The 24976-nt window shown below is 71.2% G+C and carries 21 protein-coding genes; 8 read left to right on the forward strand and 13 right to left on the reverse strand.

Going from position 1 to position 24976, the window contains the following annotated elements; all coding sequences use genetic code 11:
- Positions 1-3: 3 nt before the first annotated feature.
- Positions 4-1128, reverse strand: a complete 1125-nt coding sequence (locus tag AB0K12_RS01515; RefSeq protein ID WP_364554855.1) for an aminotransferase class V-fold PLP-dependent enzyme — start codon at positions 1126-1128, stop codon at positions 4-6.
- Positions 1128-2105, reverse strand: a complete 978-nt coding sequence (gene pseB / locus AB0K12_RS01520; protein WP_364554857.1) for a UDP-N-acetylglucosamine 4,6-dehydratase (inverting) — start codon at positions 2103-2105, stop codon at positions 1128-1130. The genes AB0K12_RS01515 and pseB overlap by 1 nt, the downstream gene beginning before the upstream one ends.
- 113 nt (positions 2106-2218) lie before the next feature.
- On the opposite strand from pseB, the gene AB0K12_RS01525 reads away from it, so the two are divergent.
- Positions 2219-2938 carry an NTP transferase domain-containing protein gene (locus tag AB0K12_RS01525; RefSeq protein ID WP_364554859.1) on the forward strand — a complete coding sequence of 240 codons (720 nt, stop codon included), beginning with the start codon at positions 2219-2221 and terminating at the stop codon, positions 2936-2938.
- A gap of 18 nt (positions 2939-2956) precedes the next feature.
- Complete coding sequence (locus AB0K12_RS01530) at positions 2957-3982, forward strand: hypothetical protein (protein ID WP_364554861.1); 1026 nt, start codon at positions 2957-2959, stop codon at positions 3980-3982.
- Here AB0K12_RS01530 and pseI read toward each other — a convergent pair.
- Positions 3975-5018 (reverse strand): pseudaminic acid synthase, encoded by a 1044-nt coding sequence (gene pseI / locus AB0K12_RS01535; RefSeq protein WP_364554862.1) that lies wholly within the window; start codon positions 5016-5018, stop codon positions 3975-3977. The two genes, AB0K12_RS01530 and pseI, sit on opposite strands and share 8 nt — an antisense overlap.
- Positions 5015-5506, reverse strand: coding sequence for a GNAT family N-acetyltransferase (locus tag AB0K12_RS01540; protein ID WP_364554864.1), 492 nt, complete (start codon positions 5504-5506; stop codon positions 5015-5017). The genes pseI and AB0K12_RS01540 overlap by 4 nt, the downstream gene beginning before the upstream one ends.
- A gap of 157 nt (positions 5507-5663) precedes the next feature.
- Here AB0K12_RS01540 and AB0K12_RS01545 point away from each other — a divergent pair, with 157 nt between their 5' ends.
- From AB0K12_RS01545 to AB0K12_RS01555, 3 genes are read left to right on the forward strand one after another with little or no spacing between them, the layout of a single operon-like run.
- Positions 5664-7106, forward strand: a complete 1443-nt coding sequence (locus AB0K12_RS01545; protein ID WP_364554865.1) for a glycosyltransferase family 2 protein — start codon at positions 5664-5666, stop codon at positions 7104-7106.
- Positions 7107-7154: 48 nt separating this feature from the next.
- Positions 7155-8036, forward strand: coding sequence for a CDP-alcohol phosphatidyltransferase family protein (locus tag AB0K12_RS01550; protein WP_364554867.1), 882 nt, complete (start codon positions 7155-7157; stop codon positions 8034-8036).
- A 21-nt stretch (positions 8037-8057) separates the two neighbouring features.
- Positions 8058-9095: a sulfotransferase gene (locus AB0K12_RS01555; protein WP_364554869.1), complete on the forward strand. Its 1038-nt coding sequence runs from the start codon at positions 8058-8060 to the stop codon at positions 9093-9095.
- Between the two features lie 65 nt (positions 9096-9160).
- Here AB0K12_RS01555 and AB0K12_RS01560 read toward each other — a convergent pair whose 3' ends face one another.
- The 8 genes from AB0K12_RS01560 to AB0K12_RS01595 all read right to left on the reverse strand — a co-directional run bounded on the left by AB0K12_RS01560 (position 9161) and on the right by AB0K12_RS01595 (position 19619).
- On the reverse strand, positions 9161-10219 hold the full coding sequence (locus AB0K12_RS01560) for a glycosyltransferase (RefSeq protein ID WP_364554871.1): 1059 nt from the start codon (positions 10217-10219) through the stop codon (positions 9161-9163).
- On the reverse strand, positions 10216-12858 hold the full coding sequence (locus AB0K12_RS01565) for a CDP-glycerol glycerophosphotransferase family protein (RefSeq protein ID WP_364554873.1): 2643 nt from the start codon (positions 12856-12858) through the stop codon (positions 10216-10218). The genes AB0K12_RS01560 and AB0K12_RS01565 overlap by 4 nt, the downstream gene beginning before the upstream one ends.
- An 89-nt stretch (positions 12859-12947) precedes the next feature.
- Positions 12948-13673 (reverse strand): SRPBCC family protein, encoded by a 726-nt coding sequence (locus AB0K12_RS01570; RefSeq protein ID WP_364554875.1) that lies wholly within the window; start codon positions 13671-13673, stop codon positions 12948-12950.
- An 80-nt stretch (positions 13674-13753) separates the two neighbouring features.
- On the reverse strand, positions 13754-14608 hold the full coding sequence (locus tag AB0K12_RS01575; RefSeq protein WP_345395924.1) for a xanthine dehydrogenase family protein subunit M: 855 nt from the start codon (positions 14606-14608) through the stop codon (positions 13754-13756).
- Entirely contained in the window at positions 14605-16953 is a 2349-nt protein-coding gene (locus AB0K12_RS01580; RefSeq protein ID WP_364554878.1) for a xanthine dehydrogenase family protein molybdopterin-binding subunit, read from the reverse strand. The genes AB0K12_RS01575 and AB0K12_RS01580 overlap by 4 nt, the downstream gene beginning before the upstream one ends.
- Entirely contained in the window at positions 16950-17432 is a 483-nt protein-coding gene (locus AB0K12_RS01585; protein WP_364554880.1) for a (2Fe-2S)-binding protein, read from the reverse strand. Before AB0K12_RS01585 ends, AB0K12_RS01580 begins: the two co-directional genes overlap by 4 nt.
- Before the next feature lie 71 nt (positions 17433-17503).
- Positions 17504-17710 (reverse strand): hypothetical protein, encoded by a 207-nt coding sequence (locus AB0K12_RS01590; protein ID WP_355410955.1) that lies wholly within the window; start codon positions 17708-17710, stop codon positions 17504-17506.
- Complete coding sequence (locus AB0K12_RS01595; protein ID WP_364554882.1) at positions 17700-19619, reverse strand: PspC domain-containing protein; 1920 nt, start codon at positions 19617-19619, stop codon at positions 17700-17702. The genes AB0K12_RS01590 and AB0K12_RS01595 overlap by 11 nt, the downstream gene beginning before the upstream one ends.
- Positions 19620-19696: 77 nt before the next feature.
- Here AB0K12_RS01595 and AB0K12_RS01600 point away from each other — a divergent pair, with 77 nt between their 5' ends.
- From AB0K12_RS01600 to AB0K12_RS01610, 3 genes are all read left to right on the forward strand, one after another.
- A complete protein-coding gene (locus AB0K12_RS01600) occupies positions 19697-20905 on the forward strand; it encodes a PspC domain-containing protein (RefSeq protein ID WP_364554884.1) in 1209 nt (402 codons plus the stop codon).
- On the forward strand, positions 20902-21534 hold the full coding sequence (locus AB0K12_RS01605) for a response regulator transcription factor (protein ID WP_364554886.1): 633 nt from the start codon (positions 20902-20904) through the stop codon (positions 21532-21534). Before AB0K12_RS01600 ends, AB0K12_RS01605 begins: the two co-directional genes overlap by 4 nt.
- Before the next feature lie 151 nt (positions 21535-21685).
- A complete protein-coding gene (locus tag AB0K12_RS01610; RefSeq protein ID WP_364554888.1) occupies positions 21686-22669 on the forward strand; it encodes a L,D-transpeptidase in 984 nt (327 codons plus the stop codon).
- Positions 22670-22737: 68 nt separating this feature from the next.
- Here the strand turns inward: AB0K12_RS01610 and pcrA are convergent, their stop codons facing one another.
- Complete coding sequence (gene pcrA, locus AB0K12_RS01615) at positions 22738-24966, reverse strand: DNA helicase PcrA (protein WP_364555736.1); 2229 nt, start codon at positions 24964-24966, stop codon at positions 22738-22740.
- Positions 24967-24976 lie beyond the last annotated feature (10 nt).

Here is a 24976-nt window from a genome sequence, read left to right on the forward strand (position 1 = left end):
GGCTCAGCGCAGGATCCCGGCCAGCGTCTCGGCGACGTGGTCCTGCTGGGCGTCGGTCAGGCCGGGCCACAGCGGCAGCGACAGCTCCTCGAAGTAGTAGGCCTCGGCCTGGGGGCACAGGCCGCGCCGGTAGCCGATGTCCTCGAACACCGGATGCCAGTAGGCCGGCATGTAGTTGACCTGCACGCCGATGCCGGCCGCGCGCATGCGGTCGTAGACCTCGCGCCGCCGCCCGTCGCCGATCCTGACGGGATAGAGATGCCAGCTCGGGCGTACGTAGGCGCGCTGCGCGGGCAGCGTCAGCCCGGGCACGTCGCGCAGCAGCGTGTGGTAGCGGGCGACCAGCTCGGCGCGCCGCTCGCGGAAGCGTCCGAGCCTGCGCAGCTGGCTGATGCCGAGCGCGCAGAGCACGTCGGGCAGCCGGTAGTTGAGCCCGAACGTGTGCACCTCCTGGTGCCAGCCGCCCTCGCCGGGCGTGCGCTGCTCGGCCGGGTCCCTGACCAGGCCGTGGTTCCTGAAGCGGGCCGCGCGCCGCAGCATCGCGGGGTCGGGCGCCGCGATGGCGCCGCCCTCGGCCGTGGTCACGGTCTTGGTGGGGAAGAACGAGAACGTCGTCAGGTCGGCCAGCGCCCCCACCGGCCGGTCCTTGTACGTCGCCCCGATCGCGTGCGCGGCGTCGGCCATCAGCGTGGCCCCGGCCCGCTTCGCCACCTTGCGCAGCTCGTCGTAGTCGGCGGGATGGCCCGCGTAGTCGACCGCGGTGATCGCCCGCGTCCGCGTCGTGACGTGCGCGGCGGCGGCGCCTGGGTCGAGGTTGCCGGTGTCGGGCTGCACGTCGGCGAAGACCACTCGCGCGCCGAGCAGCGCCGCCGTGGCGGCCGTGGCCACGAACGTCAGCGGCGAGGTGATCACCTCGTCTCCCGGGCGCACCCCGGCCGCGGCGTAGGCGACGTGGAGCGCGGCGGTGCCCGACGTGACCGACACGCAGGGCACGCCGCCCGTCCACTCGGCCAGCTCCGCCTCGAACGCGCCGACCGCCGGCCCGGTGGTCAGCCAGTCGCCGCGCAGCACCTCCGCGACGGCCTCGACGTCGGACTCGTCGATGGACTGGCGTCCGTAGGGCAGCATCAGCCGGTCACCATCGCCCGCAGGTCGTCGACCGACAGCCACTGGTCGTTGGTGTCGGAGCGGTAGGAGAACCCCTCGGGCAGCGTCTCGCCGGTCTCGGGCGGCCGGTAGCCCCAGGTGGCGATCGTCGGCTGGACGACGTAGCGGTCGGCCAGGCGCAGCGCCCTGCGGCTGTCGTCAGGGCCGATCATCTCCTCGTGCAGCTTCTCGCCGGGACGCACGCCGATCTCGTAGACCGCGCTCTGCGGGGCCAGCGCCTCGGCCAGGTCGGTGATGCGCATGCTCGGGATGCGCGGCACGTAGAGCTCGCCGCCCTGCATCAGGTCGAACGAGTCGACCACGAACCTGACGGCCTGCTCCAGCGTGATCCAGAACCGCGTCATGCGCTTGTCGGTGATCGGCAGGCTGCCGCCCTGCTCGGCCAGGCGCTGGAACAGCGGGACCACCGAGCCCCTGCTGCCCACCACGTTGCCGTAGCGGACGACGGAGAAGCGGGTCTCGTGGGCGGCGGCGTAGTGGTTGGCCGAGACGAACAGCTTGTCGGCCACCAGCTTCGTGGCGCCGTAGAGGTTGATCGGGCTGCTGGCCTTGTCGGTGGAGAGCGCGACGACCTTGCGCACGCCGCAGTCGATGGCGGCCTCCACGACGTTCTGGGAGCCCGCGACGTTGGTGCGGACGTATTCGAACGGGTTGTACTCGGCGGTGTCGACCTGCTTGAGCGCGGCGGCGTGGACGACGTGGTCGACGCCGTGCATGGCGCGGGTGAGGCGATCGCGGTCGCGTACGTCGCCGATGAACCAGCGCAGGCGCTCGTCGTCGCCGAACAGCTGCTTGCTCTCGTACTGCTTGAGCTCGTCGCGGGAGAAGACCACCAGGCGGCGCACCCCCAGCGAGTCGAGCGCGTGGCGGATGAACGCCTTGCCGAAGGACCCCGTGCCTCCGGTGATCAGTATCGATGATCCGCTGAGAATGCTCACGTGGCCCCCTGAGTCGCGCCTGGCGGCGCTGTAGTCGTCGTGGCAGCCGGTAGCATAGCGCGATCGCACAACGACGCAGAGTCACACGGGGGATTGGGGCTTCGGTGCGGATTGTGGGGATCATTCAGGCCAGGATGGGATCGTCGCGGCTGCCCGGCAAGGTGCTGCGCGAGCTGGGCGGGCGGTCGGTGCTCGGCTGGGTCGTACGCGCGGCGCGCGACGCCGGGGCGCTCGACGACCTGCTCGTCGCCACCACCACCGAGCCGGCCGACGACGCGGTGCTCCGCGAGTGCGACCGGCTCGGCGTGGCCTGTCACCGGGGGCCGGTCGATGATGTGCTGACCAGGTTCGTCCAGGCTCTGGCCGGGCGGCGGTACGACGCGGTCATGCGGTTCACCGCCGACTGCCCGCTGCTCGACCCGGCCGTGATCAGGGAGGCGGCGCTGGTGTTCCGTGCCGTGCCGGGGCTCGACTACCTCAGCACCGGCCTGTCCCGTACGCTGCCGCGCGGGCTCGACGTCGAGATCGCCGGACGGGCCGCGCTGGCCAGGGCCGACCAGGAGGCCACCGGCTTCCACCGCACCCACGTCACCTCCTACCTCTACGAGCATCCCGGCGACTCCCGGCTGCTCGGCCTGGCCTACCGCCCGGCGGCCGACGACCTGCGGGTGACGCTCGACACCGAGGACGACTGGCGGCTGATCGCGGCCGTCGTCGCCGCCCTGGGCGACCGGTGCCTGCCGGTCAGGACGCTCGTCTCCTGGTTGCGTGAGCATCCCGAGGTGACCGGCCTCAACGCCCACGTCCGCCAGAAGGCGCTGCAGGACGCGTGACGCGTGGGTGGGGTGCGGGTGGGGATCCGGTGCGACGCCGGGTCGCGGAGCGGGGTCGGGCACCTGGTGCGGTGCGTGGCGCTGGCCGAGGAACTGGTCGGGCGTGGGGTCGAGGTGGTCTTCCTGGGCGAGGTCCGTGACTCGCCGTGGGGGCGGGCCCAGCTCGACGGCCGCGGGCTGCCGATGGTTGCGGCGCCGGACGAGCCCGAGAAGCTGGCGGCGCTGGCGCGCGGGCTGGGCTTGGACGCCGTGGTGCTGGACTCGTACGAGCTGGCGCCGGCCACCGGGTCGGTGCTCAGGGCGGCGGGGGTGCCGGTGCTGGCCATCGTGGACGGCGACCCGCTGGGTCAGGAGGCCGACCTCTACCTCGACCAGAACCTCGGCGCGGAACACCGCCCCTTCGCCCTGCCCTTCACCCTGCCCGTCGCCCTGCCCGTCGCCCTGCCCGGCCGCCGCCTCGCCGGGGCCGGCTACGTGCTCCTCCGCGACAGCGTCCGCCGCCGCACCCGAGCACCTCGCACGGACGGCTCGGCAGACGCGGACGGTCCGCCCAGCGAGGCCGACCCGCCGCGCGTGCTGTGCTTCTTCGGCGGCACCGACAGCGCGGGGGTGGCGCGGCGCTGGGCGGACGCGCTCAACGCCACCGGGCTGCCCTTCCTCGGCACGGTCGTCAGCCCGGTGCCGTTCGACGCGGGGCCGATCGCGGTGATCCCGCCCACCGACCGGCTGCCCGAGCTGATGGCGGCGGCCGACCTGGTGGTGACGGCGGCCGGCTCGGCGGTCTGGGAGCTGCTGCACCTCGGCGTGCCGATGGCGCTGACCTGGGTGGCCGCCAACCAGCTCATCGGCTACGAGGAGCTGGTACGCCGCCGCGCCGCGGCGGGCCTCGGCCCCACCCCCGGCCCCGAGGCGGTCGCCGTGCTGGCGAAGCTGCTCGCCGACCCCGCCGCCCGCGAGGAGCACGGCAGGCGGGGCCGCGGGCTGGTGGACGGCAAGGGGCGGGAGCGGGTGGCCGATGCGCTGCTCGCTCTCGCCGTCAGATGAGGTCCCAGGTCAGGGGAGTGCCCAGCCGCGCGTCGCGGACGAAACGGCGCCCCATGACCAGGGCGGCGGCATCGGGGTGCAGGCCCCCGGCCGGGCGGATCGAGCGGACGTTGTCGGGCGTGACCGGGTCGCCGGCGCGCACGTCACGTACGACGTGAAGCGAGCGGCGAAAGCGCAGGCCCTCGCGCTCCGACGGGCGCGGCCCGATCACGGTGTCGCCCAACGACTCCCAGGCCCGCCTGCTCTCCGTCACCAGCGCCGCCAGCTCGGCGGGCTCCAGCGAGAAGGCGGCGTCCACGCCGCCGTCGGCCCGCGACAGCGTCACGTGCTTCTCGATCACGCAGGCCCCCAGCGCGACCGCCGCCAGCGCGGCCCCGATGCCGGGTGTGTGGTCGGACAGCCCCACCACCTCACCGGTCAGCGCCGACAGCAGCGGCAGCGAGCGCAGGTTGCTCTCGCCGGGCGGCGCGGGATAGGTGGCCGTGCAGGACAGCACGACGAGCTGCGCGCACCCGGCGCCCCTGGCCGCCGTCACGGCGGCGTCGATCTCGGCGGCGGTGGCCATGCCGGTCGAGATGATCAGCGGCTTGCCGGTGCCGGCCGCGAGCCGGATGAGCGGCAGGTCCACGATCTCCGACGATGCGATCTTGTACGCCGGCACCCCCAGCTTCTCCAGCACCTCGACCGCCGTGGGGTCGAACGGCGCCGAGAAGGCGACGAGCCCCCGCTCCCGGGCCCGCTTGAAGATCGGGTCGTGCCACTGCCACGGCGTGTGGGCCCGCTCGAAGAGCCGGTAGAGCGTCTCGCCGCCCCACAGCTCGTGCTCGTCGCCCACCCGGAACGCCGGAGCGTCGCAGTCGACGGTCAGCGTGTCGGGCGTGTACGTCTGCAGCTTCAGCGCGTGCGCCCCCGCGTCGGCGACGGCGTCCACGATGGCCAGCGCCCGCTCCAGGCTGCCGTTGTGGTTGCCGGACAGCTCGGCGACGACGAACGGCGGATGCCCTGGGCCGATCGGCCGCCCCCCGATGGAGATCATGCGTGGTCCTTCCTGAGTTCGATGGTCACGACGTCGCGCAGGACGCCGTCGACGTCCCGCCGGTAGGAGCCCGTCTCGGCGAAGCCGAAGCGCCGGTGCAGCCGCAGCACCGGTTCGTTGCCCGCGAGCACCTCGCCGCGCAGCAGGCTCAGCCCGAGCGGCCCGAAGGCGTGCTCGATGGCCGCCCGCTCCAGGCCGACCCAGGCGGGCAGCAGCTCGCCGTGCCGCTCCAGGCCGTCGAGGTCGAGGTAGTAGCCCCAGTACGCGGCGCCGCCCGCGATGCCGGTGTAGGTGACGACCCCGGCCGGGGCCCCGGCGTGCTGGTAGACCATCACCCGCCTGGTGCCGTCGACCCGGGTGGCCCGCCACCAGCGGGTGTGCTCGTCCGGCGTGATCTCGTGCGTGGTGAAGCTGGTGGCGCGGACGCGAGGGTGGTTGCGCCAGTGGCGCATGGCCGGCAGATCGTCCTCGTGCGCGTCTCTCAACACGGCGTCCCCCTACCGTAAGTGCTCGATCCTTTGCACAACGTAGCGGATTACGCGCTCGGTAAAGAGCTCATCAGGGAGGGCCATCGGGCACGTAGTGAGGTCGGCCGTCACGGCATGCTGCCCTCGAACGCACACCGAGTGCAAGGAGCAATTCGGCATGATCCCCCTGCTCAGCGTGGTCGTCCCCGTTCATGACGTGGAGCCGTACCTGACCGAGTGCCTGAAGTCGCTGGCGGCGCAGACGCTGGAGGACATCGAGGTGATCGTCGTGGACGACGGGTCCACCGACGGCGGCCGGCGGGTCGCCGAGGACTTCGCCGCGCGCGACGGCCGGTTCGTGCTGGTGAGCCAGCGCAACCTGGGTCCCGGGCCGGCGCGGAACGCGGGTGTCGGCCGGGCGCGGGGCACGTACCTGGCCTTCGCCGACGGTGACGACATCGTGCCGCCGGAAGCGTACGAGCGGCTGGTCGGCGCGCTCGCCGAGACCGGCTCCGACCTCGCGACCGGCGCCGTGCGGCGGCTGGTGGACGGCGGGCTGGAGGAGTCGACGCTGCACGAGAAGGTGTTCAGGCGCCCGCACCTGTGCACCCACATCACCGACAGGCCGGTGCTGGTCAGGGACCGCACGGTGTGGAACAAGGTGTACCGGCGCGACTTCTGGGAGCGCTGCGGCCTGCGCTTCCCCGCCGGCATCTACGAGGACGTCCCGGTCGCCATGCAGGCCCATGTGCTCGCGACCAGCGTGGACATGGTCGGCGACGTGGTCTACCACTGGCGCAAGCGCGAGGAGGGCGGCACCTCGATCACCCAGCGCCGCTCGGAGCTGCCGAACCTCCAGGAGCGGTTGTCGGCCATCCGCTCGGTGCGCACGTTCTTCGACGACCGCGCGCCCGAGTTGCTCGACGGCTTCGACGCGCTCGTGCTGGAGAAGGACACGATCTTCCTGTTCCAGGCGCTGGAGCGGTGCACGGAGGACCCGGGGCCGCTGCTGGAGCTGGGCCGGGCCTGGCTGGCCGAGCTGGGGCCGCACGTGCTGGCCGGCGCGCCTTCGCTGCGCCGCCTGGAGCTGCACCTGCTGCGGCGCGGGCTCATCAGGGAGCTGCGCACCGTACGGGAGTTCCGCCGCGGCCGCGAGGAGGTCGCCCGCGTGGTGCCGCGCGGCTGGCGGACGACCGGCTGGTACGGCGACTACCCCTTCTTCCGCGACCGCCGCCTGCGCATCCCGGACGAGGTGTTCGACGCCCGCGACGAGCTCAAGCTGGTCGCCAAGGTCGAGGAGTGCACCTGGACGGGGACGGACTACCGGCTGCGCGCGTACGTGGGCATCCACCGGGTGGAGCGCAAGGTGCCCAAGGTGAGCCTGTGGCTCAGCGACGGCCGCCGCAGGGTCCCGCTGGAGGTGCGGCGCAAGGGCAGGTACGGCGTCCTCGCGGTCGTGGACCCGGCCCGGCTCGACGGCGATCGCCCCTGGAAACTGGGGGTGCGGGCCGAGCTGCGCGGCCTGGTGTTCAAGGGCTGGTGCCGCGACGGAGAGGCGGGCGGCACGTGGCGGTGGTCAGTGCCGGGATGGTCAAGAACCGTTATGGACATCCCCCAGTAGTTCCAGACAGTAATCGCTCCGGCGCGTCGCGTGGTCATGCTGGGATCCATGAGGACCTATTCGCTGGATGACGTCTACGAGACACGCAAGCGGAGAGACTCCTGGTGGACCGTCTATTTCGTGGATCCGGTCGCCTGCCGGGTCGCCCTTCCCGTCGCCAATCACACCCGGCTCACGCCCAATGCGCTCACCGTGCTCTCGCTGGTCCTCGGCACGGTGTCGGCCGCCTGTTTCGCGGCGAACCACCTCATAGCGGGCGCGGGCTTCTTCTATCTGAGCTTCATGATCGACTGCGTGGACGGCAAAATCGCCCGGCTGAAGGGCACGGGCACGCCGTTCGGGCTCTGGCTCGACTACGTGGGGGATCGGATCAGGGTCGTCCTGTGCGCCGGGGGGCTGGCGTACGGGCAGTACGCGCTGACGGGCGACGTGCACTACGTCGTGCTCGGCGCGGCGGTGGCGGTCCTGGACCTGTTCAGGTACGTCAACGCGCCGCAGATGAAGCGCGTACGCGAGGCCATCAGAGAGGAACGGCAGGAGGCGGAGCCGGACCCGCTGGGCCACGACCCGATCGACGCCGACCCGCTCGGCGCCGACCCGGTGGGCCCGGAGCCGTTCTTCGCCGAGCGGCCGGAGGGCGAGCCGCGGGGGCGCGCTCAGCGGCGGATCTTCGCCCGGTTCTTCCGCAGGCTCAACAGGTTCCTGGCCCGTCATCGTGTGCGCTCGCACCTCGTGAGCGGCATCGAGTTCCATGCGGCGGTGTTCGTGGTCGCGCCCATCGCGGGGGCGTGGGCGCTGATCCCGCTCGCCGCGTCGTCTGGGGCGCTGCTGCTCGCCAACGAGGTCTTCCTTGTGTACCGGATGTGGCTCTTCACGCGCAGGCACGGCGTGGGCTCGCCTCAGGAGAGCCGAGAGCACGTTCTCGTCTAAGTTTTCGGGGGTTAGTACGACATGAACGACCGGCCAGTCTTCGTCATCGGATGCCCGCGGTCCGGCACCACGATGCTCCAGCTCATGCTCCACTCGCACCCACGCCTCGCGGTGCCACCGGAGACGCGCTTCCTCGTTCCCGCTTATTACCGCCGCCGCAAGTGGGGCGACCTCCGGGTCGCCCAGCGCCGCCGCGCCCTGGCGCAGTGGATCGCTACCGACCGCAGCACCAAGTTCCGCGAGCTGAAGATCGACAAGGACGAGTTCGTCCGGCAGGCCGTCGAGGGCCCCGGCTCGCTGGGCTCGGTGCTCGGCACCGCCTTCAAGATGTACGCCGACCGCTTCGACAAGGCCCGCTGGGGCGACAAGCGGCCGAGCTACGTCAAGCAGGTGGACATGCTGCTGCGGCTCTTCCCCGACGCCCAGTTCATCCACCTCATCAGGGACGGCCGCGACTGCGTGGCCTCGCTGAAGGAGATGCCCTGGTACACCCTGGACTCCTTCCACGCCGTCTCCACCTGGGCAGAGGCCATCGACGCGGGCGGCAGGCTGCGTCGTACGCTGCCCGACGACACCTACTACGAGCTGCGCTACGAGGACCTCACCGACGACCCGATGACCGAGCTGAAGAAGCTCTGCCACTTCCTCGACGAGGACTTCTCGCCGGCGATGATCTCGCCGCGCGAGGCGGCCAGCGTGGCGGTGCCGCAGCACAAGGTCTGGCACAGCAACACCCACCGCGAGGTCACCCGCAGCCGGGTCGGCAGCTGGGCGAACCGGCTGGAGGACTGGGAGGTGGCGCTGTGCGAGCACATGCTCGGCGACCGCCTGGAGTCGATGGGCTACGAGCTGAGCGGGGCGCCCAAGCCGTCCAAGGAGCACATCACCACGGCCCAGAAGACGATGCAGAAGCGCAGGGCCAGCAGGATGCGCAAGCACATGCGCGACCGGTTCAACCGGCTGCGCGAGCCCAGCCCGGTCGCCGCGCTGCTCACCTCGCGCCAGCGGTCGCTGGCCGGCGTGCCGCAGCAGCGTAGGGAGCTGACCGAGCCGGTCTGAGCCCTTGGGCCAGCGCTCTCGGGTCGGCGCTCTCGGGTCGGCGCTCTCGGGTCTGAGTTCTCGGGTCAGCGCTCGATGTGGGCGAAGACCCGTTCCCAGCCGTCCAGCACGTGGTCGAGGCGGAACGCCTCGGCCCGTGCGCGGGCGTCGGCGCCCAGCCGGCGCCGCTCCTCCTCGTCGGCCACCAGCCGCGCCAGCTCCGCCGCGAACGCCGCCACGTCCCCAGGCGGCACCAGCACAGGGCCGGCCGAGCGCACGCCGCCCGACACGTCGAACGCCACCGCGGGCACCCCGTGCGCCGCCGACTCCAGCAGGACGATCGGCAGCCCCTCGTGCTCGCTGGTCAGCCCCAGGATCGAGGCGTCCAGGTATTCGCCGGGCATGCGCTCAGCCGGCACCACCCCTCGGAACACCACGCGGTCCCCGACCCCCTCCCGCTCGGCGTGCGCGCGCAGCCGTTCCAGCTCGCCGCCGTCGCCGATGAGGTGCAGCTCCCACGGCGGCGGCGCCTGCGATTTCGCGAACGCGCTGATCAGCCGGTCGAACCGCTTGACCCCCTCCAGCCGGCCCACCCCCAGCACCCTGGGCGTGTCCAGCCGGGACATCTCCTCAGGCCAGCGGGCCAGCGGGTTCGGCAGCGCGCCCGCGTTGGGCAGCAGCGCGTGCTCGGAGAAGCGCCGCGCGTCGTCGTCGCTGAGGAAGAGCGCCTGGTCGAGCGGCGGGTAGTGGCGGCGGATCGAGGCCAGGTGCCAGCAGCCGCGGGCGTGGCCGTACGAGCCGTGATACTGGCCGATCGGCCGGAAACCGGGCGGCAGCAGGCCCGACACGCGGGCCACCACGGACGGCGAGGTCAGCACCGCGTAGCCGGGCGGGATCTCGCGCAGCAACCCCTTCAGCCGCCGGTCGGCCAGCCTGCGGGCGATCGGCCCGTCGGCCGGCCGCGGGCTGATCAGGTGGCGGTGGTAGCGGGGCTCGTCCACGTAGCGGAACGGGCGCCCGGTGCGGTGCAGGCCGATCACGTGCACCTCGTGGCCGCGCTCGGCGAGCCCCTGGGCCAGGGTGTGGGTGACCTGCTGGATCCCGCCGAGCGTGTCGGCGTCCAGGCAGGTGAACACGACGCTCACCGGGCCTCCTCGAAGAAGTCGGCGACGATCCTGGCCGCCGCGTCACCCCGCTCGTCGGCGCACCACATGCGGCGGAAGGCGGCGTAGCGCTCGGCGTACGACTCGTGCACGGCGGGCAGCCTGCGCAGCACCCCGGCCAGGTCCTCGGTGGTCGTCACGCACGGCCCTGGCGCGATGGACGGCAGGTCGTGGTAGACGCCGCGCTCGGACAGGCGGTAGTCGTCCCAGTCGTCGATGTAGAACACCATCGGCTTGCCGGTCAGCGCGTAGTCGCACATGACGGAGGAGTAGTCCGTCAGCAGCGCGTCGGAGGCCAGCATGAGGTCGTTGATCTCGGGATAGGAGCTCGCGGGGCGGATGAAGTGCCGCAGGTGCTCGGGCGGCCGGTAACGCTCGACCGGATGCGTACGCAGCAGCACCACCCATTCGTCGGCCAGCTCCTCGGCCAGCAGCTCCAGGTCCACCCGTACCGAGCGGCCGCTGCCCTTGGCCTGGTCGCGGTAGGTGGGGGCGTACAGCAGGACGCGGCGGCCCGGCGGCACCTCCAGCCGGCGCAGCACCTCCAGAGCGCCGCCGTCCTGCGTGGAGCCCCTGACGAGGGCGTCGCAGCGAGGCGTGCCGCAGCGGTACACCTTGCCCGCGTAGCCGTTCGACGGCAGGAACACGCGGGAGAACTCCGCGCTCGGCGACACCAGCGCGTCCCACCGCGCCACCGCGGCCCGCCACCTGGCGCGCGGCCCGTCGAAGTCGCCGCGCAGGTCGGGCGCGTCGAAGCCGATCGACTTGATGCCCTGGCCGTGCCAGGTCTGCAGGTAGCGGGTGCCGCGCGGCTTGGGGTAGTCGAGCGGGAAGCCGTGGCTGTCCACCCAGATCCCGGCCCGCGCCATCGTGTAGACGTAGCGCCAGCTGCCCCTGCGTACGAGCTTGGCGTCCGAGGGGAAGTTGCCGCGCCCCTTGGCGACCGACCAGACCGCGTCGATGGGCAGCCGCCGCCTGCGCACCTCCTCGTAGATGGCGCGCGGGCTGCCGCTGTAGCCCTTGCCGACGTCCGACTCGAACAGCGCCAGGTTCCTGCGCGGCGGCAGCACCCTCACCAGCAGCTTGTACGCCAGCAGCTTGTTGCGCGGCGTGCTGATCCGCTTGAGCACCTGCCGCTTGACCCGCCGCAGCACCGCCCGGGTGACCGAGTCGGGCCGCACGCACAGGTAGGCCGCGTACCCTTCGACGCCGAGCGTGCACCCCGGCAGCTCGATCGGCTCGGTGCGCGGGTCGGCGATGAGCCGGTCGGTCGTGGTGAGCCCGTCGGACAGCCGGGTGAACCCGATGCGCGGCTCGCACCGGCCGGTGGGCGTGAACTCGACGTGCGTGACGTACGCGCCCTGCGCCGACGGCTGCGGGTCGATCGGCACGCGGACCCGGCCGAGCTGCAGGAACGCCATCCACTCGGGCGGCAGCGCGCCGAACGGGTCGTAGCTGCGCACGGTCATCCGCACCCGCCGCCCGTCGGAGGACAGATCGACCACCTCGTGCCGCAGCCGGGAGGCGGTGAAGGGCAGCTCGGCCAGCCGCAGCCGGGTGATGTCCATGCCGGGCGACGGCGTGCCGCCCCAGTAGGTCCTGCCGCCGAGCTGAACCGCCGTCCTGGGCGCGGCGCGCGGTCCGGTGAGCGAGCCGGCCGCCACTCGCAGGTCCTCGACGCGGTCGTCCATGATGAGCTGCGCGCAGACCCGGTCCAGCGGGTCCAGCCGGTCGAACACCTCGCCGGAGATCTCCTCCAGGTACGGCCGCACCACCGAGGCGAACTCCTTGACCCACACCAGGTCCCTGGCCGGCAGCGGGTTGAGGTAGACCCGCAGGTCCTGGCGCAGGAACCGGTACTGCCGGTGCGGCACCAGGTCGGCGGCCCCGTGCTCGCGCAGGATGTCGTCGCTCAGCCGGGCCGCGATGACCCGCTGGCGCACGTTCTCCAGGTCCCCGATGCTGAGCGAGATGGAGTCGTTCGCGGTCGAGCGGTGCCAGTGGTAGACGACCCAGGGCACGACGGCGAACCTGCGGGTCACCGCGTAGAGCTCGGTGGCGAAGACGTGGTCCTCGTAGTGGATGTCCTCGGGGAAGCGCAGCATGTTCTCGCGCAGCAGCCGCACGTCGTAGAGCTTGTTGGTGCTGAAGCTGTCGAGGAACAGCTCGGGCTCCCGCCTGATGCCCTCGACCACGCGCCGCCGGGCGAACAACGACGGGTAGTAGGGGCGCAGCCGGCCGTTCGACTCGTGCAGCCGGGAGATCTGGCCCGCGACGAACTCGGCCCCCGTCCGCTCGATCTCGGCGAGCAGGCTCTTGCACGCGTGCCGCGGCAGCTCGTCGTCGCTGTCGAGGAACATCACGTACGGGGAGCGCGCGGCGTCGATGCCGTCGTTGCGCGGGGCGCCGCAGCCGCCGCTGTTGGCCTGTCTGCGCAGGTAGCGGACCCGGGGGTCGCTCGCGGCCAGGCGCCTGGCGACCTCGGGCGTGCCGTCGGTGCTCGCGTCGTCGGCGATGATCACTTCGAGGTCGCGCAGTGACTGGCCGAGCACCGAACGTACGGCTCTGGGCAGGCGGGCCGCGTCGTTGTAGGTGATCACGACCACGGTGCAGTCCGGCATCGCGCATCCCCCCGTGAGACATCCCGGCGGGAATGGGCTTCCCCCGCCCAGGAGGAAGTGACCGGACTTGATGGACTATTTGCCCAAAATCAGCGCGTCAGGCGACGAATCACCCAAATGATGACAAGGAGTGCGGCGAGTCCGCCCACGATCGGCGCCACCCGCTTCAGCAGCGGCTGCCCGGCGATCTCCAGCAGGTCGAGCGCCTCCTCGTCAGGCGTACGCGACGAGCGCAGCGAGCCCACCTGCCGCTCCTGCACGGTCTCGGGCCCCGGCACCGCGCTCAGATGCCGCTCCTCCTGCTGCTCCTGCTCGGCGGGCGTCACCGTGGGCCCGACAGTGGGCCCGACCGTGGGTCCGACAGTGGGCTCCGACAGCAGCGTCGCCAGGTTGTCGGCGAACTTCTCGATGAGCTTGCCCCCGACCTCCGCCATCACGCCCCGCCCGAACTGCGCGGGCCGGCCCGTGACGTTGAACGAGGTCTCGACGGTGACCAGCGTGGAGTCGTCGCGCGGCTGCATGCGGGCCTTGACCGTGGCCGAGGCCGTGCCCGAGCCCCTGGCCTCCTTGCCCGACGCTCGGATGGTGAGCGAGTAGGAGTCTTTGTCCACGTCCTCGAACGTGGCGGAACCGCGGTAGGTGACCGTGATGGGCCCGACTTTGACCTTCATCCTGCCGGTGAACTCGTCACCGTCGAAGACGTCCAAGGTCGCCCCTGGCAGGCACGGCGCGACCCGCTCGACGTCGAGCAGCACGGCCCAGGCCTGCTCGATCGGGACGGGAACAGTGAACTCGTGCTCGAACCGCATCGCCATCGATCCGCTCCTTCCGCCGATGCCTGTGACACTACGTCGCGAGGGGGACGCCCCGGAAGAGGGACGCCCCCGTCACGTCGTCAGGGCGCTCCGGCCGCGGCGCGGACCGCGCGATAGGTCAGCACCCTGGCCAGATGCCGCCGGTAGTCAGGCTGGGCGTGCAGGTCCGACGGGGGCGAGGTGCCGTCCGCCGCCTCGTCGCACGCCTGGCGTACTTGGTCGCCCAGCTCCACGCCGGTCAGGGCGGCCTCCGTCGCGCCGGCCCGCAGCGGGGTCGCGCCCATGTTCGTCAGGCCGATCCTGGCCTCGGCGATCGAGCCGTTCGAGCGCTTGACCGCGGCCGCCACGCCGACGATCGCCCACGCCTGCGCGGTGCGGTGGAACTTCTCGTAGTGGAAGCCCCAGCCCTCGCCCAGCTTCGGGATCTTCACGCCGGCCAGGATCTCGCCCTGCGCCAGCGCCGGCTCCCAGTAGTCCACGAAGAACTCCGAGGCCGGGATCTCCCGCTCGCCCTGCGCCGAGACCGCCACGAACACGCCGTCCAGCGCCAGCACCACGGCCGGCAGGTCACCCGCCGGGTCCGCGTGCGCCAGCGAGCCACCGAAGGTGCCCCGGTGCCTGATCGCCGGATCCGCCACGTGCGCCGTCGCCAGCGCCACCAGCGGGCAGCCCGCCGTCACCACCGGGGAGCGCATGACCTCGTCGTGCGTGGTCAGCGCGCCGATGAAGACGTGGTCGCCCCGGTCGTGCACGCCCTTGAGCTCCTCCAGCCGGCCGACGTCCACCAGCGCGGACGGGTACGCCAGCCGCAGCCGCAGCAGCGGCAGCAGCGACTGCCCGCCCGCGAGGACCTTGGCGTCCTCGTCGCCGGCCAGCACCTCGCACGCCTCGGCGACCGAGCCGGGACGCACGTACTCGAACTGCGCGGGGATCATGGCCGCTCTCCTTCCTGCGCCCGCTCCTGGAGGGCCCTCCAGACCCGCTCAGGCGTGCACGGCATGCGCACGTCGTCGATCCCGTACGGCCGCAGCGCGTCCACCACCGCGTTCACCACGGCCGGGGTCGAGGCGATCGTGCCCGCCTCGCCCACGCCCTTCGCGCCCAGCGGGTTGCTGGTCGCCGGCGACTCGGTCCTGTCGAGCGTGACGTCCGGCAGGTCGGCCGCCGACGGCAGCAGGTAGTCGGCCATGGTCGTGGTCAGCAGGTTGCCCTCGGCGTCGTACACGGCCTCCTCGAACAGCGCCTGCGCGATGCCCTGCGCGATGCCGCCGTGCAGCTGGCCCTCCACGATCAGCGGGTTGATCACCTTGCCGATGTCGTCCACCGCCACGTACGAGCGGATCTTCGTCCGGCCCGTCTCGGTGTCCACCTCCACCGCGCACAGGTGGGTGCCGTGCGGGAAGGAGTAGGTCTCCGGGTCGAACGTGGCCACGGAGTCCAGCCGCGCCTCCACCCCGTCGGGCAGGTTGTGCGCGGTGAACGCGGCGAAGGCCAGCTCCTGGATCGTCTTGCCCGAGTCGGTGCCGCGCACCTTGAACGTCCCCGCCTCGAACTCCAGGTCGTCGGGCGAGCACTCCAGCAGGTGCGCCGCCAGCACGCGCGCCTTGTCCTTGACCTTCTCGCACGCCTTCAGCACCGCGATCCCGCCGACGACCAGCGAGCGCGAGCCGTAGGTGTCCATGCCCTTGTGCGCGATCGCCGTGTCGCCGTGCAGCACCGTGATGTCCTCGAACGGCACGCCCAGCGCGTCGGCCACGATCTGGCTCCACGACGTCACGTGGCCCTGCCCGTGCGGCGAGCTGCCGGTGACGACCTCGACCTTGCCGGTGGGCAGCATGCGCACCTCGCCGTGCTCCCAGCCGCCCGCCCCGAAGCGGCCCTCGCCGAGCAGCCGCGACGGCGCCAGCCCGCACATCTCCGTGTACGTGCTCACCCCGATCCCGAGCTGCACCGGGTCGCCCCTGTCACGCCGGTCGGCCTGTTCGGCGCGCAGCTTGTCGTAGCCGAACAACGACAGCGCCCGCTCGGTCGCCGCCTCGTAGTTGCCCGAGTCGTACGTCAGCCCCGAGATCGTGGTGTACGGGAACTCCTCGTGCCTGATCCAGTTGCGCCTGCGCACCTCCAGCGGGTCCATGTGCAGCTCGGCGGCCAGCTCGTCCATCATCCGCTCGATGCCGAACGTGGCCTCGGGCCGGCCCGCGCCCCGATAGGCGTCCGTGGGCATCTTCGTGGTGAACACGCCCGTACAGCCGAACTCGTACGCGTCCATCTTGTAGATCGCGTTGAACATCGACGCGCCGAGCAGCGGGATGCCCGGCGTCAGCAGCAGCAGGTACGCGCCCATGTCGGCGATCAGCTCCACCCGCAGGCCGCGGATGCGCCCGTCGGCGTCGGCCGCGAGTCGGAGGTGCTGGATCTGGTCGCGGCCGTGATGCACGGTCAGGTTGCCCTCGGAACGCGACTCCGTCCACTTGACCGGCCTGCCGATCCGCCGCGCCAGCAGCAGGCAGAGCACCTCCTCGGCGGTGACCTGCAGCTTCGAGCCGAATCCGCCGCCCACGTCGGGCGCGACCACCCGGATCTTGTGCTCGGGGATGCCGGTCGTCACCGCCAGCATGACCCGCAGCACGTGCGGGATCTGCGAGGACGTCCACAGCGTGTACGACTCGCCGTCGGTGTCGGCCAGCACCGCCCGCGGCTCCATCGCGCTCGGGATGAGCCGCTGCTGGGTGAACGTCCGCTCGACCACGACCGGCGCGTCCCTGAACGCCGCCTCGATGTCACCCGAGGTGATCTGCATGCTGTACGCCTTGTTGCCCGCCTCGTGCACCTTCGGGCTGTCCGGCGCCAGCGCCTCGTTCATGTCGAGCACCGCGGGCAGCGGCTCGTAATCGACCTCGATCGCGTCCAGCGCGTCCGCCGCCCGGTACCGGTCGGTCGCGATCACGCAGGCCACCGCCTCGCCGACGTACCTGACCTCCGTCACCGCCATCGGCGGATGGTCGGGGATGACGACGTCCTCGGTCACCGGCCACGCGCACGGCAGGCTGCCCTGCTCCGCCGCCAGATCCTGGCCGCTGAAGGCCGCCACCACCCCCGGCAGGTCGCGTGCCCCTGAGACGTCGACCCGCGTGATGCGCGCGTGCGCCATCGGGCTGCGCAGGAACATCACGTGCAGCATCCCGGGCCTGGAGAGGTTGTCCGTCCACTGCGTGCGCCCCGTCAGCAGCCTGGTGTCCTCTTTCCGCCTGCGCGGCCGGCCGACCTCCTGGACGGTCATGACGTGCTCACCGCCTGCCCCATCTCCTGGGCGCCCCTGCGGACGGCCCGCACGATGTTGCAGTATCCGGTGCAGCGGCAGAGGTTGCCCTCCAGCCCCTGCCTGATCGTCTCCTCCGACGGCTCAGGGTCGTCCCTGAGCAGGTCGATCGCGGCCATGACCATGCCGGGCGTGCAGTAGCCGCACTGCAGGGCGTGCTCTTCGTGGAAGGCCCGCTGCATCGGATGCATCGCGCCGTTCGTGCCGAGACCCTCGATCGTGACGACGTCGCAGCCGTCGGCCTGCACGGCCAGCACCGAACAGCTCTTGACGCTCTTGCCGTCGAGCATGACCGTGCACGCGCCGCAGTTGCTCGTGTCGCACCCTATGGGGGTGCCGGTCTTGCCCAGCCGCTCTCGTAGCAGGTGAACGAGGAGAAGCCGCGGCTCGACGTCCTCCTCGTACTTGACCCCGTCGACAGTGACGGTGATTCGGGGCATACGTCCTCCCTCAGGAGCAGGGGGAAAAGCGGACACTCCGAACCTACGCCGGTGTTTTTCCCGGTCAAGGGTTACTTACCGCGAAACACCCTGGCGATGATCGCCACCAGCCCCGCGAAGGCCAGCCCCAGCACCAGCACGCCCACCAGGACCAGCGGATCCGTGATCGCGCGGGTCACCGTCAAGATTCCCAAAACGATGAACAGGACACCGCTCAGCAGAGCCATCCAGTCGGTTCTGTGCAGCCGGCGCGGCCGCTCCTCGAGATCACGCCGCATGACGCACCGTCATGTCACCCAGGCCGCCCTTGAGGTTGAGCACGATCGTCGACAGTTTGCCCTCCGGCTTGACCTCGGGCTCCAGCACGCGGTTGATCCGCAGGTCCACGCCGCCGCGCAGAGACTGGCCGATCATGATGTCGCCCACCTTGTTCGTCGCGTGCACCTCGACCCTGACCGTCGGTGGCACGATCACCTCCAGCTCGCCCGCCTGCACCGCCGCGCTGAACGTCACCTTCGTCCCCGGTGGCAGCACCAGCTCCGACAGGTCAAGCCGGCCGTCGCCCAGGCCCACGTCGTACAGTCTGCCCGCCTCCGCCACGCTCGTCGGCACCCAATCCGACGGGCCGATGCTCTTCGGCAAGCCGCCCAGCATCAACCCCATCCCTATGAGCAGCGCGATCGTCGTGCCCCCCGCGACCAGGCCGGCGCCACGGCCCCACCAGGCGGCCACGAGCAGGCCCGCGCCGAACGTGATGAGCATGGCGCCGCCGATGATGGTGGGGCTCACTCCGGCGGCCGAACTGGCTTGGACGGCCACGACGATCCCTCCAACGATGATGGCCAGCAGGACAGTGATCGCGCCGATGTACGACTTCGGCTGCGGCCGGCGCTGCGGCCGCCGCGGATGCATCGGCATCGGGGGGCGGCCGTAGAACGCCGGGTCGTACGGCGAGTACCCGGCCCGTCTGGCCGGATCCAGCGGCCGGTACGGGCCGTGCGGCGCGAACGGCTCGCCTTGGCTGTGGTCGATCGCGGTCGGCGGGTCAGGACGGTAGTCGCGGGGCCGCTTCGGCACGGGATGCTCGGCCGTCACCGCCTCCGGCGAAACGGGCCCTTCGAACTGCTCCCGCCACCGCAGCCGCTCCTCCCAATCCCTGGCTCCTGCCGTTCCCGCGTCCGGGGTGGCGGCCGGGTGCTGGGCGGGGGGTGGCTCGCTCTGGGGCGGGAGAGGTGCGCCCGGCTGTCCCTGGCGGTGGCGCCTGGCCTGGTAGGCGGCATCGCGCACGCCTTCCGCCGCCTGACGCAACCCTTCGACGTTCCTGTCCGGCGTGTGGCCGACCCGCCGGGTCGCCTCGTTGTCGGCCTCCGCGACCGCCTCCGCGACCGCCTCCTCGACGGGCACCCCTTCCTGACGCAGAGCCGCCTCGCGCTCCTGCGGCGCGCCCGTCCCGCTCGGCGCTTCCGCCTCATCGGGCACTCCTGCCCCTTGAGCCGCTGCGGCCGCCTGCGTCTCATCCGGCTCCGCGCGGCTCACGAGTGCGCCCTTTTCGGGCGACGTGCTCTCCGGCGGGAGGCCGGCGGGGGTGCCGGTGCGGGCCGAGGGCGGGGAGGGGCGGCGGACCGCAGAGGTCGGGGGTGCGGCGTCGGTGGCGGGACCGGCCGGAGCCGAGTCGAAGGCCGCCGATTCGGGTGAGCGGCGGCGGCTCAGGCGTTCGGGCATCGAGCGGGCCAGGCCCACCAGATCGACCCCGTTCGTGTGGGCCGCCAGCAGGGACACCGCCAGGAACACGCCCACCACGAGCGAGCCGGTGTCCAGCCACACGGTGGCCACGTTGATCGCCAGGCCGAACGCCAGCACCGCCGTCAGCAGCGCCAGCACGGTCTCGGCGTCGAAGTCGCGCCGCGTCCACTGCTCGATGATGCCGGGCCGCCCGTTCGGCTCCTTCATCAGCAGGAACGCCGCGAGATAGAGGAAGAGCCCGATGCCGGACCCGAGCAGCAGCACCGCGAAGGCGACGCGGAACACCACCGGGTCGATGCCGGTGTGCCGCCCGAGCCCCGCGCACACTCCCATGAGGAAGCGTCCCTCGCCGCTGCGTCGCAGCTGGGAGGGGGGAGCAGCCGGTTGCCTTGGCGGTGCCTCTGTCATGCGTACCATCGTGACCCACGCGTGCGACGCCCGCATCCGGGAGACCCCTGACAGGACCCGGGGGTTGTTCCCTGATGCCCATTTGGCCCGGGACGTGTGACCATGGCCATGTTATGGCTGACCAGAAGACACTCGCCGAGCAGAGCGGCGACAAGCCCTTTCGCCGGATGCTGCGCCCCATGGAGGGACGCCTGCTCGGTGGTGTCGCCCAGGGGCTGGCGACCCAGCTGAAGCTCGACCCGGTCGTGATCAGGCTGATGTTCGTGCTGCTCACCGCCGTGGGCTGGGCGGGCGCGCCGGCGTACGCGGTGCTGTGGATGGTGACGCCGCGCGAGCCGTACGAGGGGCAGGTGCCGCCGCGCGACTGGAGCCAGCTGGCCGCGTTCACCGCGATCGGGGTGGCGGTGCTGGCGTTCGGCTTGCTGACGGGGGCCTCGCAGGGCGGCATCGGTCTGCTGCCGTTCGCGGTGGGCGGGATCGGCGCGCTGATCCTGTGGCAGCAGGCCGACCCGGAGCGGCGCCGGAGCTGGATGAGCGGCGCGGCGCTGAGCATCAGGAAGAACCGCGTCCGTACGTTGCTCGGCATCGCGCTGGTGGTGATCGGCGCGGTCGGCTTCCTGTACTCGCAGGGCGAGCTGGCCCAGGCCAGGCCGGGGCTGATGTTCACCATCGTGGTCGTGGGCGGCCTGGCGGTGATCGCCGCCCCCTGGCTGGCGGGCCTGTGGAAGGAGCTCCAGCTGGAGCGCCGCGAGCGCATCAGGCAGGAGGAGCGCGCCGAGGTGGCGGCCATGGTGCACGACTCGGTGCTGCACACGCTGACGCTCATCCAGCGGGTGGCGCACGACCCGCGCGAGGTGTCGCGGCTGGCCCGCTCGCAGGAGCGCGAGCTGCGCAACTGGCTCTACCAGCCGGCGCAGGACGCCGACGCGACGGTGGCGGCGGCCGTGCGCAGGATCGCCGCCGAGGAGGAGGACGCGCACGGCGTGCCCATCGAGGTGGTCTGCGTGAGCGACATCGACCTCGACGCGGCGGGCAAGCTCGCGGCCATGCTCAAGGCGTCCCGCCAGGCGATGGTCAACGCGGCGAAATACTCTGAGAGTCCGTCCATTTCGGTGTACGCGGAGGTCGAGGGTGAAGAAGTCACGATTTTCGTGAAGGATCGGGGCAAGGGGTTCGACCTCGACGCGATCCCGCTCGACCGGATGGGCATCAGGGAGTCCATCATCGGCAGAATGGAGCGGCACGGCGGCACGGCCCGCGTACGCACCGCGCCGGGTGAGGGCACGGAAGTGATGTTGACGATGAAGGTGGAGAAGGCATGACGCGCGTACTGATCGTCGATGACCATCGGTTGTTCCGATCGGGCGTGCGCGCCGAGCTGGGCGACTCGATCGAGGTGGTCGGCGAGGCCGAGGACGTCGAGACGGCGGTCAAGGCGATCGCCGCGCATCAGCCCGACGTGGTCCTGCTCGACGTCCACATGCCGGGCGGCGGCGGCCAGGAGGTGCTGCGGCGGGTGCTGGGCACGGGGTCGCAGGTGCGGTTCCTGGCGCTGTCGGTGTCCGACGCGGCCGAGGACGTCATCGGGGTGATCAGGGGCGGGGCCCGCGGCTACGTCACCAAGAACATCAGCGGCAAGGAGCTGACCGACGCCATCAACCGGGTGGCCGAGGGCGACGCGGTGTTCTCGCCGCGGCTCGCGGGGTTCGTGCTGGACGCGTTCGCCTCCTCCGAGGCGCCGTCCATCGACCCCGAGCTCGACTCGCTCACCCAGCGCGAGCGCGAGGTGCTGCGGCTGATCGCGCGCGGCTACGCGTACAAGGAGATCGCGAAGGAGCTGTTCATCTCGGTCAAGACCGTGGAGACGCACGTGTCGTCCGTGCTGCGCAAGCTCCAGCTGTCGAACCGGCACGAGCTGTCGCGCTGGGCGACCGCCCGCAGGCTCGTCTGAGCCCTTCCTGGGGAACGCCGCTCCTGACCAGCGGTTTGTTCAAATTTGGATCGTTACAGGATAGTAATCACTATTTCGCACACGAATCGACCGTCCCGGTTGTCACACAAGGAGGTAGTCGAAAGCACTTAGTCCAGGAGTAACCCCTTTGATGCGCGTCACCCGGATGCTTCCGGCACTGGTCGCGCTCGCCGCCGCGTCGGCCTGCGCGGCACAGAGCGCCCCCGTACCCCGAGCCCAGACCCCCGTCGTCGTCGCCCAGGCGGCCGTCACGACCGCCCCGACCCCGACGCCGAGCCCCACCACCACCGGTACGGCTCGCAAGAAGGTCACGCTGGGCATCGCCGACATCACCCCGATGGGGGAGAAGACCGAGAAGGTCGGCGTCGGATTCCCGATCATCGTCACCTTCGACCGCGACGTGAAGAACAAGGCCGAAGTCGAGGCGCTGCTCGAGGTGAAGCCCGAGAAGCCGGTCGACGGGGCCTGGCGCTGGGTGTCGAAGCGCAAGGTGATCTACCGGACGAAGACGTACTGGCAGCCGTACCAGAAGGTGCTCTTCACCGCGCGGCTGTCGGAGCTGCCCGGCAACACCGGCGCCAAGAACGTCTCGCGCAGGTTCGCGGTCGGCGCGAAGAACATCTCCGTCGTGAACACCCGCAAGCACGTCATGAAGGTGTACCGCAACGGCAAGCTGGCCAAGAAGATCCCGATCAGCGCGGGCAAGGGCGGCCTCGTCCGCAACGGCGTGGACGTCTACCTCACCACCAGCGGAACCCACCTCACCATGGGCAAGAAGGCCGTGGAGACCATGACGTCGTCCTGGATGGGCGTCACGGACCCCAAGGACCCGCGCTACTACAAGGAGGAGATCCCGTGGGCGGTGCGGATCTCCGACAGCGGTGAGTACGTCCACCAGAGCGCCGGCTACTACCACTTCCTCGGCCGCTCCAACCAGAGCCACGGCTGCGTGCGGGCCACCCCGGCGGGCGCCAAGTGGTTCTACACGATCGCCCAGCGCGGCGACGTCGTGAAGATCACCGGCACCAAGCGCAAGCTCCAGTGGAACAACGGCTGGAGCTACTGGCAGCTCAACTGGACCCAGTGGAAGAAGGGCAGCGCCCTGAAGAGCTGACGGACTCGACCCGCTTCGACGACACGGCAGGGCCGCACCCCCGCACCGGGGGAGCGGCCCTGCGCCGTCTAGAGCTTCTCCAGCGGCGCGTACGACAGCAGCAGCGTCTTCTCCCCGCCACTGCCGAAGTCGATCTTCACCTTGGTCTTCTCCGCGACCCCGTCGACGGACACGACGGTGCCGAGCCCGAAGCTGTCGTGCGAGACCCGGTCACCGGGCGCCAGCGACGGCACCGTCCGCCCGCCACCGCCGCTCTTCGCCGGGGCGGGGCGGGCGGCGGGCTCGCGCCGCGTGGCCGCGCTCCAGGCCGACTTCTCCGGGTCGGTACGCCAGTCGATGAGCTTGCCCGGCACCTCGTTCACGAACCGCGACGCGGGGTTGAACGACGGCGCGCCCCACGAGCTGCGCACGGCCGCCCTGGTGAGGTAGAGCCGCTGCTGGGCCCTGGTGATGCCGACGTAGGCCAGCCGCCGCTCCTCCTCCAGCTCCTTCGGCTCGCCCAGCGACCGCACGTGGGGGAACACGCCGTCCTCCATCGCCGTCAGGAACACGACGGGGAACTCCAGCCCCTTGGCGGTGTGCAGGGTCATCAGCGTCACCACACCCTGCCCGCCGTCGGAGTCGGGGATCTGGTCGGCGTCGGCCACCAGCGACACCTGCTCAAGGAACTCGACCAGCGTGCCCTCCGGGTTGGCCTCCTCGAACTCCGAGGCCACCGAGACCAGCTCGTTGAGGTTTTCCAGGCGGGACTCGTCCTGCGGGTCCTCCGACGCCTCAAGCTCGGCGCGGTAGCCGGTGGCGACCAGCACCTCCTCGGCCAGCGCCGACGGCGGCACCCCCTCGGCCTTGCCGATCAGCTCCTCGAGCATCGCGACGAACTCGCGTACGGCGTTGAGCGAGCGCGTCGCCATGCCGTGGGCCTCGTCGGCGCGGCGCAGCGCGTCCCAGAACGAGATGCGCTCGCGCGACGACAGCGCCTCGATCATCGCCTCGGCCCGCTCGCCGATGCCGCGCTTGGGCACGTTGAGGATGCGCCGCAGCGACACCACGTCGTTGGGGTTGGCCAGCACCCGCAGGTAGGCCAGCAGGTCCTTGACCTCCTTGCGCTCGTAGAAGCGCACGCCCCCGACCACCTTGTAGGGCAGCCCGGTGCGGATGAAGATCTCCTCGAACACCCGGGAGGCCGCGTTGGTGCGGTAGAACACCGCCACCTCACCCGGCTTGACCCCCTCCTCGTCGCTGAGCCGATCGACCTCCTGGGCCACGAACATGGCCTCGTCGTGCTCGTTGTCGGCGACGTAGCCCACGATCTTGGGGCCGTCGCCCTGGTCGGACCAGAGGTTTTTCGGCTTGCGCGACTCGTTGCGGGAGATGACCGCGTTGGCGGCGGTCAGAATGTTTTGAGTCGAGCGGTAGTTCTGCTCCAGCAGGATCGTGCGGGCGTCGGGATAGTCGCGCTCGAACTCCAGGATGTTGCGGATCGTCGCGCCGCGGAAGGCGTAGATCGACTGGTCGGCGTCGCCCACCACGCACAGCTCCGACATGTCGGACCCCGAGCGCACCAGCTCGCCGTCGTCGGTGCGCAGCTCGGGATGCCCCACCAGCTCCCTGATCAGGATGTATTGGGCGTGGTTGGTGTCCTGGTATTCGTCGACCAGCACGTGCCTGAACCGCATCCGGTAGTGCTCGGCGACGTCGGGGAAGAGCTGGAACAACGTCACCGTGTTCATGATGATGTCGTCGAAGTCCATCGCGCCGGCCTCGGTCAGCTTGAGCTGATAGGCCTTGTACGCTTGCGCGAGGGTCTTCTCCAGATGCGAGCCCGCCCGGTCGATCGCGCTCTCGTAGTCGACCAGCTCGTTCTTGAAGTTGCTCACCTGCGCGGAGAACGAGCGCGGCGGATAGCGCTTGGGGTCGAGGTCCATCTCCCTGCACACCATGGCCATCAGCCGCTGGGAGTCGGCCTGGTCGTAGATGGAGAAACTGGACGGGAACCCCAGCCGCTTGGCCTCACGCCGCAGGATCCGCATGCAGGCGCTGTGGAACGTCATCACCCACATCGCCCGCGAGCGCGGCCCGACCAGCTTGTCGATGCGCTCCTTCATCTCCTTGGCGGCCTTGTTGGTGAAGGTGATGGCGAGGATCTCGCCGGGATGCACCTCGCGCTCGGCCAGCAGGTAGGCGATGCGGTGCGTGAGCACCCGCGTCTTCCCCGAGCCCGCCCCGGCCACGATGAGCAGGGGACTGCCATGATGGATCACGGCCTCGCGCTGCTGCGGATTGAGGCCATCGAGCAAGGGGTGGTCA

The sequence above is a fragment of the Nonomuraea sp. NPDC049419 genome (genome assembly GCF_040676995.1).
GTDB lineage: Bacteria > Actinomycetota > Actinomycetes > Streptosporangiales > Streptosporangiaceae > Nonomuraea > Nonomuraea salmonea.